Source organism: Sphingomonas jatrophae (genome assembly GCF_900113315.1).
GTDB lineage: Bacteria > Pseudomonadota > Alphaproteobacteria > Sphingomonadales > Sphingomonadaceae > Sphingomonas_P > Sphingomonas_P jatrophae.
Genome location: NZ_FOZG01000002.1, coordinates 243,116 through 257,696, shown reverse-complemented (window position 1 = coordinate 257,696; position 14,581 = coordinate 243,116). Strand labels below are relative to the sequence as shown.

The window sequence follows — 14,581 nt, the reverse complement described above, 5'->3', positions numbered from 1 at the left end:
CGGGCGGCCTAGGTCGTTGGCTCCGGATCAAGCTGGGGCGCCACGATGAAGACCTGTCTGGTCGTCGATGATTCCAAGGTGATCCGCAAGGTCGCCCGCCACATCCTCGAATCGCTCGCCTTCCGGGTGGAGGAGGCCGCCGATGGCCGCGAGGCGCTGGATGCGTGCGCGGCGCAGGCGCCCGATCTCGTCCTGCTCGACTGGAACATGCCGGTGATGAGCGGGATGGATTTCCTCCGCGCGCTCGGGCTCAGCAGCGTCTCGCCACGTCCCAAGATCGTGTTCTGCACGACGGAGAATGGTCACGCCCATATCCGCGCCGCGCTGGATGCCGGGGCGGACGAATATGTCATGAAGCCGTTCGATCGCGAGACGCTGGCGGGCAAGCTCCAGATCGTCGGTCTCGGCTGAGGCGGGCAGTGGCCGCATCTCCCCTGCGTGCGCCGCTCGGCGCACCGCTTCGCCTGCTGATCGTCGACGACTCGCTGGTCGCGCGGACCATGCTGGCGCGGATGCTGGAGGCGCGGCCGGGCTTTTCCGTGGTCGGGCTGGCGGCGGGGGTCGCGCAGGCGCTGGCGCTGCTCGATGGCGGGACGGCGGTGGACGTCATCCTGCTCGATCTCGACATGCCCGGCACCGACGGGCTCAGCGCCTTGCCCGCGCTGATCGAGCGGAGCGGCGGCGCGCGCGTGCTGGTCGTCTCCGCGACCTGCGGGGAGGGCGCCGCGGCCAGCGTCCGTGCGCTGGCGCTGGGGGCGGCGGATACGCTGCTGAAGCCCGTCGCCACCGATCTGGCCGGCGCCTTCGCCGATCGGCTGGAGGAGCGGCTGCGGCGCATGACCGGACAAAGCGGGGCGCCGTCACCCGCCCGCGCGTGCGGCCCGATCCGGCGCGATCCGGTGCGCTGCCTGTGTATCGGTGCATCGACCGGTGGCCCGCACGCGGTCGCCACCTTCCTCGCCGCGCTCGATCCCAGCTTTGCGGCACCGATCCTTGTCACGCAGCATCTGCCCGCGCCCTTCATGCCCGCCTTCGCCGCGCAGTTGCGCGATCTTGCCGCGCGGCAGGTGGAAGTTGCGCAGGATGGCGCGGCGCTTGCTCCCGGCGCGGTGTTGGTCGCGCCCGGCGACGCGCACCTGGGGCTCCAGAGGGGCGGCGGTGCGGTGCGCGTGAAGCTCGACCGGCGGCGTGGGGCTGGCGGCTACCTGCCCTCCGTCGATCCGATGCTGGAGGCCGCCGCCGCGATCTTCGGCGCGGGCACCGTCGCGGTGATCCTGACCGGCATGGGGCGTGACGGGCAGAGTGGGGCTAACGCCGTGGCCGCGGCCGGCGGCGAGGTGCTGGCGCAGGATGCCGCCTCCGCCGTCGTCTGGGGCATGCCGGGCGCGGTCGCGCATCTCGCCGCGGCGATCGCACCGCCGCCGACGCTTGCCGCCCGCATCGCCGCGCGCGGGAGCGGGGCGGCATGAGCGATCTCAGCCCGGCCAGCACGCGCGTCTTTTCCGCCATTCTGGAGGCGCGGACCGGCCAGCAGATCTCGCCCGGCCGCCGCTGGCGCATCGACGTCGCGCTCGCGCCGCTGCTCCGCGCGCGCGGCTGGCGCTCGCTGGAGCAGCTTGCCGCGCAGGTCGGCAGCGGGCGCGATCCGGCGCTGGCGGAGACGGTGGTCGAGGCGCTGCTCAACAACGAGACCAGCTTCTTCCGCGATCCGGCTGCGTGGACATTGTTCGCCACCCGCGCGCTGCCCGGCCTGATCGAGGCACGCACGGCCGAGCGGCGGCTGCGGCTGTGGAGCGCGGGCTGCGCGACGGGGCAGGAGGCCTTTTCGCTCGCCATGCTGCTGGCGGACGAGCCGCGCCTCGCCGGCTGGTCGGTCGATATCGTCGCCACCGACGTGTCGCGTGCCGCGATCGATCGGGCGCGGGAGGGGCTCTTCAGCCAGTTCGAGATCCAGCGCGGCCTGCCGGCACCGCTGATGCTCCGCTGGTTCGAGCAGGAGGGGGAGGGCTGGCGCGCCGTGCCGGCGCTCCGCCGCCGCATCCGCTTCCACCATCACTCGCTGCTGGAACCCGCCCCTGCGCCGGCGCGGTTCGATGCGATCTTCTGCCGCAACGTGCTGTTCTATTTCGCCGACGCCGTCCGCACTCGGGCCTTCGATCGCCTCGCCGGCGCGCTTGCGGGCGAGGGCGTGCTGATGCTGGGCGCGGGCGAGACGGTGATCGGCCAGACGACGCACTTCGCCTCCGATGCGGCGGCGAGGGGGCTCTACCGGCGCACGCAGCCTTGACGTAGGGCAAGTCTGCGGGAACATGGCTCGCGATCGAGCATGAGGGTGTGGCCGACGGATGATCGACTTCATCGAAACGCCGTCCCCCAACCATGACGAGCGCAAGCTGCCCGTCTCGATCCTCGTCCTCCATTATACCGGCATGCAGGATGCCGCCGCCGCCATCCGCCGGCTGACCGATGCCGAGGCGAAGGTCTCCTCTCATTATCTCATCTCGGAGGACGGGCAGATCCTGCGCCTCGTCGATGAGGGGCGGCGCGCCTGGCATGCGGGCAAGAGCTACTGGCGCGGCGTCGAGGACGTGAACTCCGCCAGCATCGGGATCGAACTGGTCAATCCCGGTCACGATATCGGCTACCGGCCCTTTCCCGAGGCGCAGATGGCGGCGCTGATCCCGCTCATGGCGGACATCGTCGGCCGGCACCGCATCACCCGCGGCAACATCGTCGGCCACTCGGACATCGCACCGGCGCGCAAGGTGGATCCGGGCGAGCTGTTCGACTGGGAGCGGCTGGCCCGCCTCCGCCTCGCGCTGCCGCGCCCGCGCAAATATCTGACCGACCCGCACTGGTCCGACGGCGGCTTCCTGCTCGCGCTGGAACGCTTCGGCTATGACGTGGCGGACAAGGATGCGGCGGTGAAGGCGTTCCAGCGCCGCTACCGGCCCGAGAGGATCGACGGCGTTATCTGCGGCGAGACCCGCGCCATCCTTCTCTCGCTGCTGACCGGCGGTGACAAGGGGGCGGAGGCGCGCGGCGGCACGTCGGGGCCGCGCACTTATTAGGGCATCGTCCCTCGACACGCCTGCACCGCCCGCCTATCGCATTCCCCGCCAGAGGGCCGGGCGGCCGCCGGTGCGGTGACGCACGGGAGGAAAGTCCGGGCTCCGCAGAGCAACGGTGCCGGGTAACACCCGGCGGCTCCGGGTTCGCTTGGGGTCAGGGACAGTGCCACAGAAAGCAGACCGCCGGTCTTCGGTCCGGCAAGGGCGAAAGGGTGCGGCAAGAGCGCACCGCGGGGCTGGCAACAGCACCGGCACGGCAAACCCCACCGGGAGCAAGACCGAATAGGGACGGCGCATGGCGTGGCTCGCGCCGGTCGTCCGGGTTGGTCGCTTGAGGCGGCGCGCAAGCGTCGTCTTAGAGGAATGGTCGCCCATCCGCGGGCTCCCGAAAATGGGGCGGGCGGTGGACAGAACCCGGCTTACAGGCCCTCTGGCGCTTTCACTCCGGCGGCCCGTGCGGGCTGCCATTCAGACTGATCGAACAATTATGCGGGCCTGCCATTCTCCGGCGGGGCGGCTGCGCCTAGATGGGAGGCGATGGCACGATCGACACGATCCAACGACTGGGGTTTTCCCCGCTGGCGCGGCTATGGCAGCGAACGCGGCGCCGCGCGCGTGCGGCTGTGCGACCGGGACGGCTGCGAGGCACCGGGGGACCGGCGCGCGCCGAAATCGCCCAACAGCCCGGAAAGCTGGTGGTTCTGCGTCGATCACGCGGCCGAATATAACCGCAACTGGAACTACTTCGAAGGCCTCTCCGCCGAGGAGGCGGCCGCGCGCGAGGCGGGTGAGCGCAGCACCGCCAACGGCTATTCCAGCGCATCGCATTATGCCTGGGGCGGCCCCGGCGACGGCACCCGTTCGCGCGACGAACTGCGCGCGCTGGACGTGCTGGGGCTCGATCCCGATGCGGCGTTCGAGGAGGCGAAGCAGGCGTGGCGCCGGCTGGCCAAGGCCAACCATCCCGATGTCGCGCCCGGCGACGCCAAGGCGGCGGAGCGCTTCCAGGCGGTGCAGGCCGCCTATGAGGTGCTGCGCCGCGCGGAGGAGCGGCGCCAGGCCGCGCCCGGCCCACGATGAAGGATCATGTCCGCGCCGACTGGCGCTCGACCGTGCTGGTCTGCCGCAAATGCTCCAAGAAGCAGTCGGGCGGCTTCGGCCCGGACGGTGACGAGCGGCTGGCCAAGGCGCTCGCCCGCGCGGTCGGCGGCGGGCGCAAGCGCAAGGCGCAGGTCGGCGTGGTCGAGGTCGATTGTCTCGGCATCTGCCCCAAGCACGCCGTCGTCGCCGTCGATGCCGCCCACCCCGGCCGGTGGCAGCTGATCCGCCCCGGCACGCCGATGGACGAGGTGGCGGAGCGGCTGGGGCTGATCGAGGGCGTCGTCAAAGCCTGAGCGGGCCCTGCGCGCCCTTCTTCGTCATGCTGGCCCCGGTTCAGCATCGACCGGTCCTCGCGTAGTCACTTCGTCCATTCAGGCGTTCAGCGCCGCATGGCTTACCTAACGCTTGCGGTTGCGATCCTCTGCGAAGTCATCGCCACGTCGTGCCTGCGCGCATCGGCCGGCTTCACCCGCCCGTTGCCGATCATCGTCGCGCTCGCCGGCTATGGCATCGCTTTCTGGTGCCTGTCGCTGACGCTGCGCACCGTGCCGACGGGCATCGCCTATGCCATCTGGTCGGGCGTCGGCATCGTCCTGATCGCCGCCGCCGGCTGGCTGTTCGCCGGCCAGCGGCTCGATCCGCCTGCGCTCCTCGGCATGGCGCTGGTCGTCGCGGGCGTGCTGGTGATGACGACGCTGTCAAAGGCCAGCGTCTAGGCCTTGATGCCCCACCGCTCGCGCACCACCCGCTCCAAGACGGCCAGCGGCATCGCCCCGCTGGTCAGCACGGCGTGGAAGGCCTTGAGGTCATAGCCCGGCTGCTTCGCCGCGGCGTCGCGCAGTTCGACCCACTTGGTGTGGCCGATCTTGTAGCTGCACGCCTGACCCGGCCAGACGGTGTAGCGGTCGATCTCGCCCTGGCTGCGGCCGCGGGCGATCCCCGTCGTCGCGATCAGATAATCGGTCGCCTTCTCGCGGCTCCAGCGCTTGGCGTGCATGCCTGAATCCACCACCAGCCGGGTCGCGCGGAACAGCAGCGACTGGAGGTAGCCGGCCTGGCCGAGCGGATCGCCCTCATACATCCCCATCTCGTCGGCCAGCTGCTCCGAATAGAGCGCCCAGCCTTCGGAATAGCCGCTGAAGAAGCCGCGGCGGCGGATCAGCGGAATCTCCTTGCTCTCCAGCGCCAGCGTGACCTGGAGGTGATGGCCGGGCACCGCCTCATGATGCGTCAGCGTGGCAAGGCCGAACTTCGGCCGGTCGAACGTGTCGCGCAGGTTGATGAAGTAGATGCCCGGGCGCGATCCATCCAGCGAGGCATTCTGGTAATAGCCGCCGGGCGCGCCGGCCTGGATCGTCGGCGGCACGCGCCGCACCTCGACAGGGGCGGCCGGCAGGGTGGCAAAGGCTTCGGGCAGGCGCTTGCTCATCGCCTCAATCTGGCGGTTGAGCTGGGCGAGCAGCGCGGCGCGGCCCTCGTCGGTGTTCGGGTAGAGCTGATCCGGCCGCTCGTTCAGCGCGACGAGGCGCTGGCCGACGCTGCCCTGGCTCATGCCCTGGCCCTTCAGGATCGTGTCGATGCGGGCGGAGATCGCCGCCACCTGCTCAAGGCCGATGCGGTGGATCTCGTCGCCGCTCAGCGCCACCGTCGTCGCCGCCTCTGCCGCGGCGGCATAATAAGCGTCACCGTCGGGCAGGCGCCAGCAGCCGGCATCGTGCACCGCCTTGGCGCGCAGCTCCGTCACCAGCGCGCGCTGGCGGTCGAGTGCGGGGAACACCGCCTGCTCGACGATGGCCTTGGCACGCGCGGCATGATCGCCCGCGACGCCCGCCGCCTGGAGCTTGGCGGCGAAGCCGGCCACCATCACCGTCTGCTCCGCCGGCTTCTCCCGTGCGGCGGCCAGCTGTTTCAGCGTCGTATCGAGGATGTAATCGGGCGCGAACACGCCTTTGGCCGCATCCTCCCGCTGGCGCGCGCTGCTCGCGTCGATGGCGGCGGGGAAGGCGGCCAGGCGGGCGAGATAGGCGTCCGCATCCGCCGCATCCTTCACGCGCACCTGCGAATCGAGGAAATCGGGGATGTCGCGATAAGGCCCGGTCAGCTGGCTGAGCACATAGGGCGCGAACCGGCCCATGCTGCTGCCGTAGCGGAAGCGCTCGGCCCCCGCGACCTGCCGCTCCAGCTGCCACAGCACCACCTCGCGATCGATCCGCGCGGGCGGGGACAGGGTGGCGGGATAGACGCGGCGCAGCTCCGCCAACTCCGCCTTGGCCCGCGCGAGATCGCGCGCCTCGGCCGATGCGGAGACATCGTCCAGCCGCCGCTTAAGCGTCGCGCGCGGCCCCTGATCGAGGCCGAGCCGGGTCGCCTGTTCGGGGCTCGCCTCCAACCGGGCATAGAAGAAGCGGTCGAGCATCGCGCGGAACGCGGCGTCACCCTGCGGCTGGGCGGTGGCGCGCGCAGGCAAGGCGCCCGCCACAGCCGCCGCGGCGGCGCTGGCGACGAACTCACGACGGTGCATGGGGTAACTCCGGCTGACTGACGATCTGCCAGCCGGATTAACGACTTGCGCGCGGCTTGTCGAAGCGCCTAGCCGCCGGCCGCCGGCAGCTCCGCCAGCATCTCGGACACGCGGGCGCGCAACTCGGGCTCCCGCGTCATCTCGAGCAGCGCGATCAGGCTGGCGCGGGCCGCCGCGGTGTCGCCGCCCTCCAACTGGAGCCGCGCGCGCTGCCACCACGCATGCGCATTATCGGGCGCGAACACGGTCATCCGCTCGAACAACTCGCGCGCGCGATCGCCATCGCCCGCCGCCTCCGCGCGCGAGGCCTGGTTGAGCAGCAGCCGGCTCAGCACCATGCGGTTCGACATGGGGGCGACATGCGCCGCATCGATCGCGCCGTTCGAATCGGCCACGGAGGCGAGCAGCGCCGCCAGCCGTTCCCGGCCGACCGGGCGGCCATCATGGAAGGGATCGATCAGCACCGGCGCCGTATCCGCCCCGACGCGGACGAGGACGTGGCCCGGCGTGTTCAGCGCATCTGCCGACCAGCCGACGCGCCGCGCCGCCGCGACGTAGAGGATGGCGAGGCTGACCGGCAGGCCGCAGCGCCGATCGATCACGCGCATAAGGTCGGCATTGGCGGGATCGTCATAGCTGTCGATGTCGCCGGTGAAGCCATATTCCGCGGCCAGTACGCTGGCGAGCAAGCGGGCCTGTTCGGCGCTGGTGTGCGCATCGTCGCCCACCTCGGCCACGCGCTCGGCAATCTCGCCGAGGATGCGGGCATAAGGCGCGATGTCGACGTCGGGATGGTCGAGCGCCGCCAGCTCGAGCGCGGCGGCGTCAAGCAGCAGCGTCTCCTCATCGAGGAGGCCGAGATGAAGGATGCTGTCGGTCATCGCACGAAGATGGGGATGGCGCGGCTGCCGCGCCAGTTGCCCATGTCAGCGCATCCCCGACGGTGTCGGCGGCTTCTTCACGACCGCACCCGCCCATTCGATCTCCGCACCGTCAGGCGCGGGTTCATCCGGAACGGTGCCGGGAGCGGCGGACTGTGCGACCTGGTCCGCTGCCTGATCAGACTCGTCGCCATCCTCGCTGCCCTGGACGCCGCCGATATCCTCTTCGACGATCTCGGGATCGATACCGGATGTGCCCTCGGCCATGGTCGTCTCCTTCAAACCTGCGGGACCAACGTGCGGTCGGGCGCTTGGCTCCGCGCGGTCAGGCCGCGCCGCGTGCGAGGCCCTTCACCCGTGGCGAAGCGCGGCCGAGCCGTTGCGCGCGGCCGAGCAGCAGGGCGGTGGTTGCCTGCCGATCGACCGGCTTCGAGAATAGGTATCCTTGGCCGAGCACGCTGCCCGCCGCCTGCAGCAGGCGTGCCTGCTCCTCCGTCTCGATCCCCTCGGGCACGACCTTGATATCCAGCTTGCGCGCGATCTGGATGAGGCCGTCGACGATCGCCTTGCTGGCGTTCGACGTGGCGAGGCGATCGATGAAGCTCTTGTCGATCTTGATGATGTCGACCGGCACCGTCAGCAGGTGGGTGAGCGAGGCGAAACCCGTGCCGAAATCGTCGAGCGCCACGCGCATGCCGCGCGCGCGCAACGCCTCGATCGCCCGCTGCACGATGGGATCGCCATCGCCCATGTAGACCGCCTCGGTCACCTCGACGATGACGTGATCGAGCGGCACCTGCTCCCGCTCGAACGCGGCCGCCAGCACACGATCCAGCGCGCCGCCATGCATGTCGGCGGACGAGACGTTGACGCCGACATGCTGGAAGGGAATGCCCATCTCCAGCCAGCGCCGCACGTCGGCCGCGACGAGCGCCAGCATGCGTGCGGTGAGCGCCGTCGCGACGTGGACGTCCTTGGTCGCCTCGTGGAAGCGGGCGGCGGAGACGATCTCGTCGCCCAGCCGCATCCGGCAGAGCGCCTCCAGCCCGACGATCTCGCGCGTATCGAGGCGGACGATCGGCTGGTAATAGGCTTCGATCCGGTCTTCCCGCAGCGCCGCATCGACGTCGCGAATGTCGCCCAGCCGGCGCGTGATGTTGGTGCCGAGCCCCGGCCAGTAGCGGACGAACCCGCCGCGGCCCGTCTCCTTGGCGTGATACAAGGCGAAATCTGCATTCTGGCGGACCCGCTCCGCCACCCGATCGCCATGCGACAGAACCGCGCCGCCGATCGTCGCCCGCGGGACGATGATCTGCCCGCCGCAATCCGCGGTGCTGCCGAGCGCGGAGAAGAGTTTCTCCGCCGTTCGATCAAGATCGTGCAGAGAATCCGCAGATTGCAGGATGATCGCGAACTCGTCGCCGCCAATGCGGAAGGCGCGCTCACAGCCGATCGCGTCCGCGATGCGCCGCGCGACGATGCGCAGCAGGCAATCGCCGGTGGGATGGCCGAACGTGTCGTTGACGACCTTGAGGTTGTCGAGATCGAGCACCAGCAGCGCCCAGTCACCCGGCGTCGTGCAGTCCAGCGCTTCGAGCGCCTTGTTGAACGCGGCCCTGTTCGGCATGCCGGTCATGGCGTCGGTATAGGCCCGCCGTTCATGCTCGATCACCCGCTGGTGACGCTCCAGCGCGATCATGAAGAGATGGACGCAGTGCTCCACGATCTCCCGCTCGCGCGCGGTCGGCCCGCGCTGTTCGCGATAGTAGAAGGCGAAGGTGCCCGCCGGCTCGCCGCGCGCGTCGAGGATCGGGCTCGACCAGCAGGCGACGAGACCGAGCGGAAGCGCGAGATGCCTGAACGCGGCCCAGCTGGGATCGGCCGCGATGTCGGTCGCGACGACGTCGGTGCGCAGGAAAGCGGCGCTGCCGCACGATCCGGCACGCGGGCCGATCGCCACGCCATCGAGCGCGGCCGAATAGGCAGCAGGCAGGCCGGGCCCGGCAAGCGGATGGATGAGCCCCGCTGTATCGACGGTGAGAATGGAGCAAATAACGCCGGGTGCGAGCTTCTCCGCCTCAAGGCACATGCGCTCGGCCGTGGTGACAAGCGAGTCACCCTTCGCGATCATCTTCAGGATCGTGTTCTGCAGCTCCAGCAAGGCTCTCTCGCCTTCACTTCGACACGACATGGCCAGCCTCTTCCGTGACGCTCCTTGATGCAGGATAGGATTAAAGATCTCCTGCTTGGTCGAGGCGACGCGAATTGGGCAATCTGCAGGGCTCGCCGTCCGAGCCGCGGGGCGGCAGGGCGCGCTCAGGCGAGGTCGATCGCTCCGTAGAAGGGGCGGATCTCGATCTCGCTGGGCACCGGCATTGGATTGGGGCAGCGTCTTGCCCAGGCCACCGCCTCGTCCATGTCGCGAACCTCCCAGATCCAGAAGCCGGCTACCAATTCGCTTGTCGCCGGAAACGGGCCGTCGATCACGCGACGCTCGAGGCCGTCGAACGCGATCCGCTTGCCGTGCGAGGACGGCTTGAGCCCATCGGCGCAGATGAGGATGCCGGCCTCTTCCAGCGCCCGGTTGAAGCGGCCCATTGCTGCCATGTCGGCTGCGTTGGGCGGCAGGCCGCGCTCGCTCTCCTCGGTGGCCTTGACCAGCACCATCACGCGCATTGCCTGCCTCCCTGGCCCGGATCGCTCAGGTGCAGGTTATAGCGGCTTCGGGCGGGGCGGAAGAAGCTGCGGCGACCGCCTCAGAGTGGACGGCCGGCGGCGGCGCGTTCGAACTCGACGGGATCGTGCGCGCAGAGGACGGTCAGCTCGCCCCGATGCTCGACCGAGAGGCGGCGCAGCCTCTCCTGATTGGTCATGCGCAACGTGCGGCTGACCTCCATCATCGTCTGGTAGCCGCGCAGCCCCGGCGTGCAGTGCCGCTTCGCCCCCCGCATCTCGCCGCGGTAGAAGTAAGCGTCGCCCGCGTGCAGCAGCCAATCCTCGCGCCGCCGGATCGCCACGCCCGCATGGCCCCAGGTGTGGCCCGGGAGGGGAACCAGCAGGATCTCGGGCGGCAGGCCCTCCAGATCGCGCACCGCATCGAAGCCGAACCAGCGCTCGCCCTGCGCCCCGTAGCGCCGCCAGCTGGACACGTCGTTGAACTGGGCTGGGCGGTAGCGATTGCGATGGACGAAGCTGCCGGTCGTCCTGGTGGCGCTGGTCCATTCGGCGTCGAGCAAGTGGACCCTGGCCTGGGGGAAATCCTCGAGCCCGCCGGCATGATCGAAATCGAGGTGCGTCAGCACGATGTGGCGCACATCTGACGCGGCAAAGCCGAGCGCCTCGATCTGGCGGACCGCTGTCTCTTCCTCGCGCAGCTTGATGTTGAGCAATGTGCGCATGAAGCGGGTGATGCGAGGATGCGGCGGGCGATGCGGGTGATCGACATCGCGCAGACCATAGCCCGTATCGACGAGGACGAGGCCGTGCGCATCCGTCTCGATCAGCAGGCAGTGACACACCAGCCGCCCCGTCGGGCTCAGGCTCCGGCCGTCGAACAAGGCGCCGCCGAACGGGCAGTCGGTGCCGCAATTGAGATGGTGGATGCGCATCGCGGCCGCGCTCAGATGTCGGCCGAGGGCGGCGTAATGGGGGTTGGCCGCGTGTCGCTGAGCGCCACCGCGACCAGGGTCAGCAGCAGCGAGGTGAACACGACCGCGGCCAGCGCGATCCGCGTGTCGCCGGTGCCTCGACGACGACCAAACCACAGCGTCGCGCCGCCGGCCAAAGCCGCGATTACTGCGATGCCGGCGAAGATGGCACCGGAGATGCCGAGTTGCTGGTTGTCAGCCCCGCTGACCGACATGGACTGCGTGACAAGATAGCAGGGGACGGCGAGCAAAGCTGCGAGCAGTGCGACCAGCCCGAATCCTGCGAGCCCGTTTTTTCCGCGATCGCTCATCCGATCTCCCGTCGCAAAGCGAAGCGGGCGGGGCCCGGAGGCACCCGCCCGCACGAGGGTGTTACATCTTGTGACCGCCATGCGCGCCGCCGCCGGCCTGCATCTTGGTTGCCTGATCGAGATGCTTCTTGACGATGGGAACGGCCGACTTGGCCGAGGTGCGCAGAGGTGCCTGGTCGCCGCCCTGGGCATAGCTCTGGTGCAGATTGAGCGCGGCCTGGTGCGCGGGCACCTGCTGGGCGAGATAGATGCGGTCGAAATCCGCCGGCGACGCGCTCTGCAACTCGTTGATCGACGCGGTGGCGCCGGGATCGAGAGCGGGCGGCGGCGGGGTCAGGCCGGCCTTGCTCGCTGCCTTCATCGTCGCGGCGGTGGTCTTCTGGTGATGCTGGATCAGCATCCTGGCAAAGGCCTGCACTTTCGGATCCTGCGACTTCTGGAGCGCGATCTGGCTGGAATTTATCTCGTACAGATCGCTGCGGCCGGCGGCATCGACATAGGGAGCGGCCGTCGTCATCGCCTCGGGCGGCGGCGGAGGCGGCGGGGTCTGCGCCATGAGCGGCGCGCCCAGCAGGAACGAGGCGGCGAGCGCAACGTGCTTGGCAACGGTCATGCATTTTCTCCTTGGGATGACACCGGCCGTCCGGCCTTTGTTCAGGCTCAGCCCCGCATTGTCTCGATCATGCGCAGATGGCGTTGGACCATCGGTGCTCCGCCACGCGCATAGGAGGCGAGCTGCGGATTGTCGCCGTGCCGGCCATAACCATCGAGAAGCGTTAGCGTTTCCTGATGCGCCAGCTTTTGCTGATCCAGATAGGTATCGTCGAAGGCATCGGCGGGAGCCTCCGCCAGATGATCGAGCAAGGTCTGGCGGCGCGTGTCCGGGGTGGTCGGCACGGAGAGGCCTGGGCTGGCCGACGTCACCTCCGTGGACCGCAGTGCCGAGCGGAGCTGGTGCGCGGAGGTGGTGTGATGTTCGATCATCATCTCCGCATGGGTCCGCACATCCGCGCGCTGTGCCTTTTGCAGGGCGATGCGGGCAGCGGCGATCTCGTAGAGGTCACCCGCGCCGGCGCTGGCGACGAAGGTCTCGGCATTCGTCGCACCCATGGTGGCGGCCGATGCGGTGCCCATCATGCCGCCGACCGCGTCGCCCACCTTGTTGACGAACTGCTTGAGCCCGCCGGCATCCTGATTGCTGTTGGTATAACTCATCATGGCAGCCTCCTCAGATGGCGAGCGCGGGCGTGGGCTCGGCATCGATGGTCTGCGCGGCGCCCTGCGGATGCTTGGCGCGCATGTTCCGCTCGTAGCCGAGCTTGGCGCCGCCATCCTCCTCGCGCAGCGACACGACGGGGTGGGGACCGTCCGTCTCCAGCCGATACTCCTCGCCGAAGCGTTCGCGATGCTGGCGGATCACCTCCTCGGACGGTGCGCCGCCGCGATTGACCGTCGCCTGATAGTCGAAATAGCGGTGACCCTCGGGCAGCTGGTCGACCGGCAGGAACTCGGAGTCCCACGCGGTCAGATCGACCTGCCATTCAACCAGCTGGCGCAGGTAGGTCTTGTTCTCCTCGAACGTCATGGCTCGATCATACGGGGCGATCAGGCTGGCGGGATCGACACCCTCGCTCTCCTCGACGAAGCGCGCGGCGATCTGGAGATGCTCGATCTCCATGTTGAGATGCAGCTCCCAGATCGCGCGGATGCGCGGATCGACCTCGGTCTGCATGAAGGACCAGTAGAGCCAGCATTCGTGATTCTCGTGCTGCAGCCAATTGGTCGCCCAACCCTGTTCGGGATCGAGCAGACTTTCGTAGTGGGTGACGTGCTGCTCCTCGATCTCGGCAATCTCGAGATAAAGCGCGCGGGCCAGCGGCTCCGTCGGGCGATTGCCGAAGTTCATATAGTAATTCATCGTCTGCTGCTCTGAGCTGACGAGCGTCATCGCATTCAGGATCGACTGGCGATGCGCGGCCACCTTCGTCATGGGGCGGCGCAGATCGTCGCGCGGATCGCGATGTTCGAAGATAGTCGGGCGGCCGGGCGTGATCTCGGTATAGTCGCCGGTAATCTCGCGCGCGCGGCGACCATTGCCCATCAGATCCATCAGATTGGCATAGCGATAGAGGTGGTCGAAATCCTCCAGCAGGCCGAATTCATAGCATTGCCGCAGATACGGATCAGGCTCGTTCCGCGCGAGCCATGCGGTGAGATCGACGGCGACCTGCTCATAGCCGATCGTGATCTCGACGGCATTTTCCTGCTTTTCGCCGGGGAGCAGCCAGTTCACCGCTTTCTGCTGCTGCTGTTCGATGCGGCGAACCAAAGCGAGCCGCTGCTTCAATTCGACGTCCGGCGTGTTGCGGGCGAATTGGTGCGAGAACATGATGGACTCGACTTCGATGCCGTTCATCACGATCACGCGACAGCGCGTATAGGGATGCACGTCTTCCGTGCGATAGGGCTCGACGTTCAGCTCGGACCAGCTGCGCAGCTGTTTGGCAAGCGGGATGCCCCGTTCGGCGAGTGGATTGAACGACATGGCGAAGTCTCCACTGGAGTCTCGGCCATAACCGCAGCCACACCGCGAAGTTCACGTCATAAGCCTAATAATTTCATACACTTAGATTAGGATCGGCTGGTTGCGGTGACATGGTCCGCCTTGAGGAAGCGCGGCGGACCATGCCGCGTGGCGAGCGTCAGGCGTGCGCCGTGACGAGATCCTTCAGTTCCTCCACCTCCAGCCGGCCGAGTTGCCGCATCATCCGGCCGGCGACGGGCACGGGCTCCGCGCACTTCAGGCAGTCGATCGCGTGCCGCTCACGATAAGGCAGCGCCCGATAATAGCCGATCACCTCCGTCAGGCTGCCCTGCGCCAGCATCCGGCCGGACCAGGCCTGCACCAGCCTGGAATGCGCCTGCCACGGAATTTCCTTTGCCATAAGCACCTTCTTTTTATGGTTCTTGGTGTTGAACGCGCGGGGCGAAGCCCACGATCCCCGGAAACTGATTGATATATGTTGCGCGGAAAAACACCGCCGGGCGG

General features: G+C 68.7%; 18 protein-coding genes and 1 other RNA gene. 8 read left to right on the top strand and 11 right to left on the bottom strand.

Annotated features, from left to right (window positions below):
• Window positions 1–45: 45 nt before the first annotated feature.
• The 8 genes from BM360_RS10400 to BM360_RS10365 all read left to right on the top strand — a co-directional run bounded on the left by BM360_RS10400 (window position 46) and on the right by BM360_RS10365 (window position 4,888).
• Window positions 46–411, top strand: a complete 366-nt coding sequence (locus BM360_RS10400; protein WP_093314381.1) for a response regulator — start codon at window positions 46–48, stop codon at window positions 409–411.
• Between the two features lie 8 nt (window positions 412–419).
• Window positions 420–1,469 carry a chemotaxis protein CheB gene (locus tag BM360_RS10395; protein WP_242653443.1) on the top strand — a complete coding sequence of 350 codons (1,050 nt, stop codon included), beginning with the start codon at window positions 420–422 and terminating at the stop codon, window positions 1,467–1,469.
• Window positions 1,466–2,287, top strand: coding sequence for a CheR family methyltransferase (locus BM360_RS10390; RefSeq protein WP_093314379.1), 822 nt, complete (start codon window positions 1,466–1,468; stop codon window positions 2,285–2,287). Before BM360_RS10395 ends, BM360_RS10390 begins: the two co-directional genes overlap by 4 nt.
• Window positions 2,288–2,345: 58 nt before the next feature.
• Window positions 2,346–3,071: an N-acetylmuramoyl-L-alanine amidase gene (locus BM360_RS10385; RefSeq protein WP_093314377.1), complete on the top strand. Its 726-nt coding sequence runs from the start codon at window positions 2,346–2,348 to the stop codon at window positions 3,069–3,071.
• Between the two features lie 48 nt (window positions 3,072–3,119).
• An RNA gene (gene rnpB / locus BM360_RS10380) (RNase P RNA component class A) lies at window positions 3,120–3,509 on the top strand.
• Window positions 3,510–3,608: 99 nt separating this feature from the next.
• Window positions 3,609–4,151, top strand: a complete 543-nt coding sequence (locus BM360_RS10375) for a J domain-containing protein (protein WP_093314375.1) — start codon at window positions 3,609–3,611, stop codon at window positions 4,149–4,151.
• A complete protein-coding gene (locus BM360_RS10370; RefSeq protein WP_093314373.1) occupies window positions 4,148–4,465 on the top strand; it encodes a thioredoxin domain-containing protein in 318 nt (105 codons plus the stop codon). The genes BM360_RS10375 and BM360_RS10370 overlap by 4 nt, the downstream gene beginning before the upstream one ends.
• Window positions 4,466–4,561: 96 nt before the next feature.
• On the top strand, window positions 4,562–4,888 hold the full coding sequence (locus tag BM360_RS10365) for a DMT family transporter (RefSeq protein ID WP_093314371.1): 327 nt from the start codon (window positions 4,562–4,564) through the stop codon (window positions 4,886–4,888).
• Here the strand turns inward: BM360_RS10365 and BM360_RS10360 are convergent.
• The 11 genes from BM360_RS10360 to BM360_RS10310 form a co-directional block, all read right to left on the bottom strand.
• On the bottom strand, window positions 4,885–6,693 hold the full coding sequence (locus BM360_RS10360) for a DUF885 domain-containing protein (RefSeq protein WP_093314369.1): 1,809 nt from the start codon (window positions 6,691–6,693) through the stop codon (window positions 4,885–4,887). The two genes, BM360_RS10365 and BM360_RS10360, sit on opposite strands and share 4 nt — an antisense overlap.
• A gap of 68 nt (window positions 6,694–6,761) precedes the next feature.
• Complete coding sequence (locus BM360_RS10355; RefSeq protein ID WP_093314367.1) at window positions 6,762–7,574, bottom strand: SirB1 family protein; 813 nt, start codon at window positions 7,572–7,574, stop codon at window positions 6,762–6,764.
• Window positions 7,575–7,619: 45 nt separating this feature from the next.
• Window positions 7,620–7,841, bottom strand: a complete 222-nt coding sequence (locus BM360_RS10350) for a hypothetical protein (RefSeq protein ID WP_131819239.1) — start codon at window positions 7,839–7,841, stop codon at window positions 7,620–7,622.
• Window positions 7,842–7,899: 58 nt separating this feature from the next.
• Window positions 7,900–9,735 (bottom strand): putative bifunctional diguanylate cyclase/phosphodiesterase, encoded by a 1,836-nt coding sequence (locus BM360_RS10345; RefSeq protein ID WP_207544580.1) that lies wholly within the window; start codon window positions 9,733–9,735, stop codon window positions 7,900–7,902.
• Between the two features lie 155 nt (window positions 9,736–9,890).
• Entirely contained in the window at window positions 9,891–10,250 is a 360-nt protein-coding gene (locus BM360_RS10340; RefSeq protein WP_093314361.1) for a YciI family protein, read from the bottom strand.
• Window positions 10,251–10,330: 80 nt separating this feature from the next.
• On the bottom strand, window positions 10,331–11,182 hold the full coding sequence (locus BM360_RS10335; RefSeq protein WP_093314359.1) for an MBL fold metallo-hydrolase: 852 nt from the start codon (window positions 11,180–11,182) through the stop codon (window positions 10,331–10,333).
• An 11-nt stretch (window positions 11,183–11,193) separates the two neighbouring features.
• Window positions 11,194–11,532, bottom strand: a complete 339-nt coding sequence (locus tag BM360_RS10330) for a hypothetical protein (protein WP_093314357.1) — start codon at window positions 11,530–11,532, stop codon at window positions 11,194–11,196.
• 61 nt (window positions 11,533–11,593) lie between these two features.
• Window positions 11,594–12,145 carry a DUF4142 domain-containing protein gene (locus BM360_RS10325; RefSeq protein ID WP_093314355.1) on the bottom strand — a complete coding sequence of 184 codons (552 nt, stop codon included), beginning with the start codon at window positions 12,143–12,145 and terminating at the stop codon, window positions 11,594–11,596.
• 47 nt (window positions 12,146–12,192) lie between these two features.
• Entirely contained in the window at window positions 12,193–12,750 is a 558-nt protein-coding gene (locus BM360_RS10320) for a DUF4142 domain-containing protein (RefSeq protein ID WP_165611275.1), read from the bottom strand.
• 10 nt (window positions 12,751–12,760) lie between these two features.
• Complete coding sequence (locus BM360_RS10315; RefSeq protein WP_207544579.1) at window positions 12,761–14,077, bottom strand: hypothetical protein; 1,317 nt, start codon at window positions 14,075–14,077, stop codon at window positions 12,761–12,763.
• 157 nt (window positions 14,078–14,234) lie between these two features.
• Entirely contained in the window at window positions 14,235–14,477 is a 243-nt protein-coding gene (locus BM360_RS10310; RefSeq protein WP_093314351.1) for a hypothetical protein, read from the bottom strand.
• Window positions 14,478–14,581 lie beyond the last annotated feature (104 nt).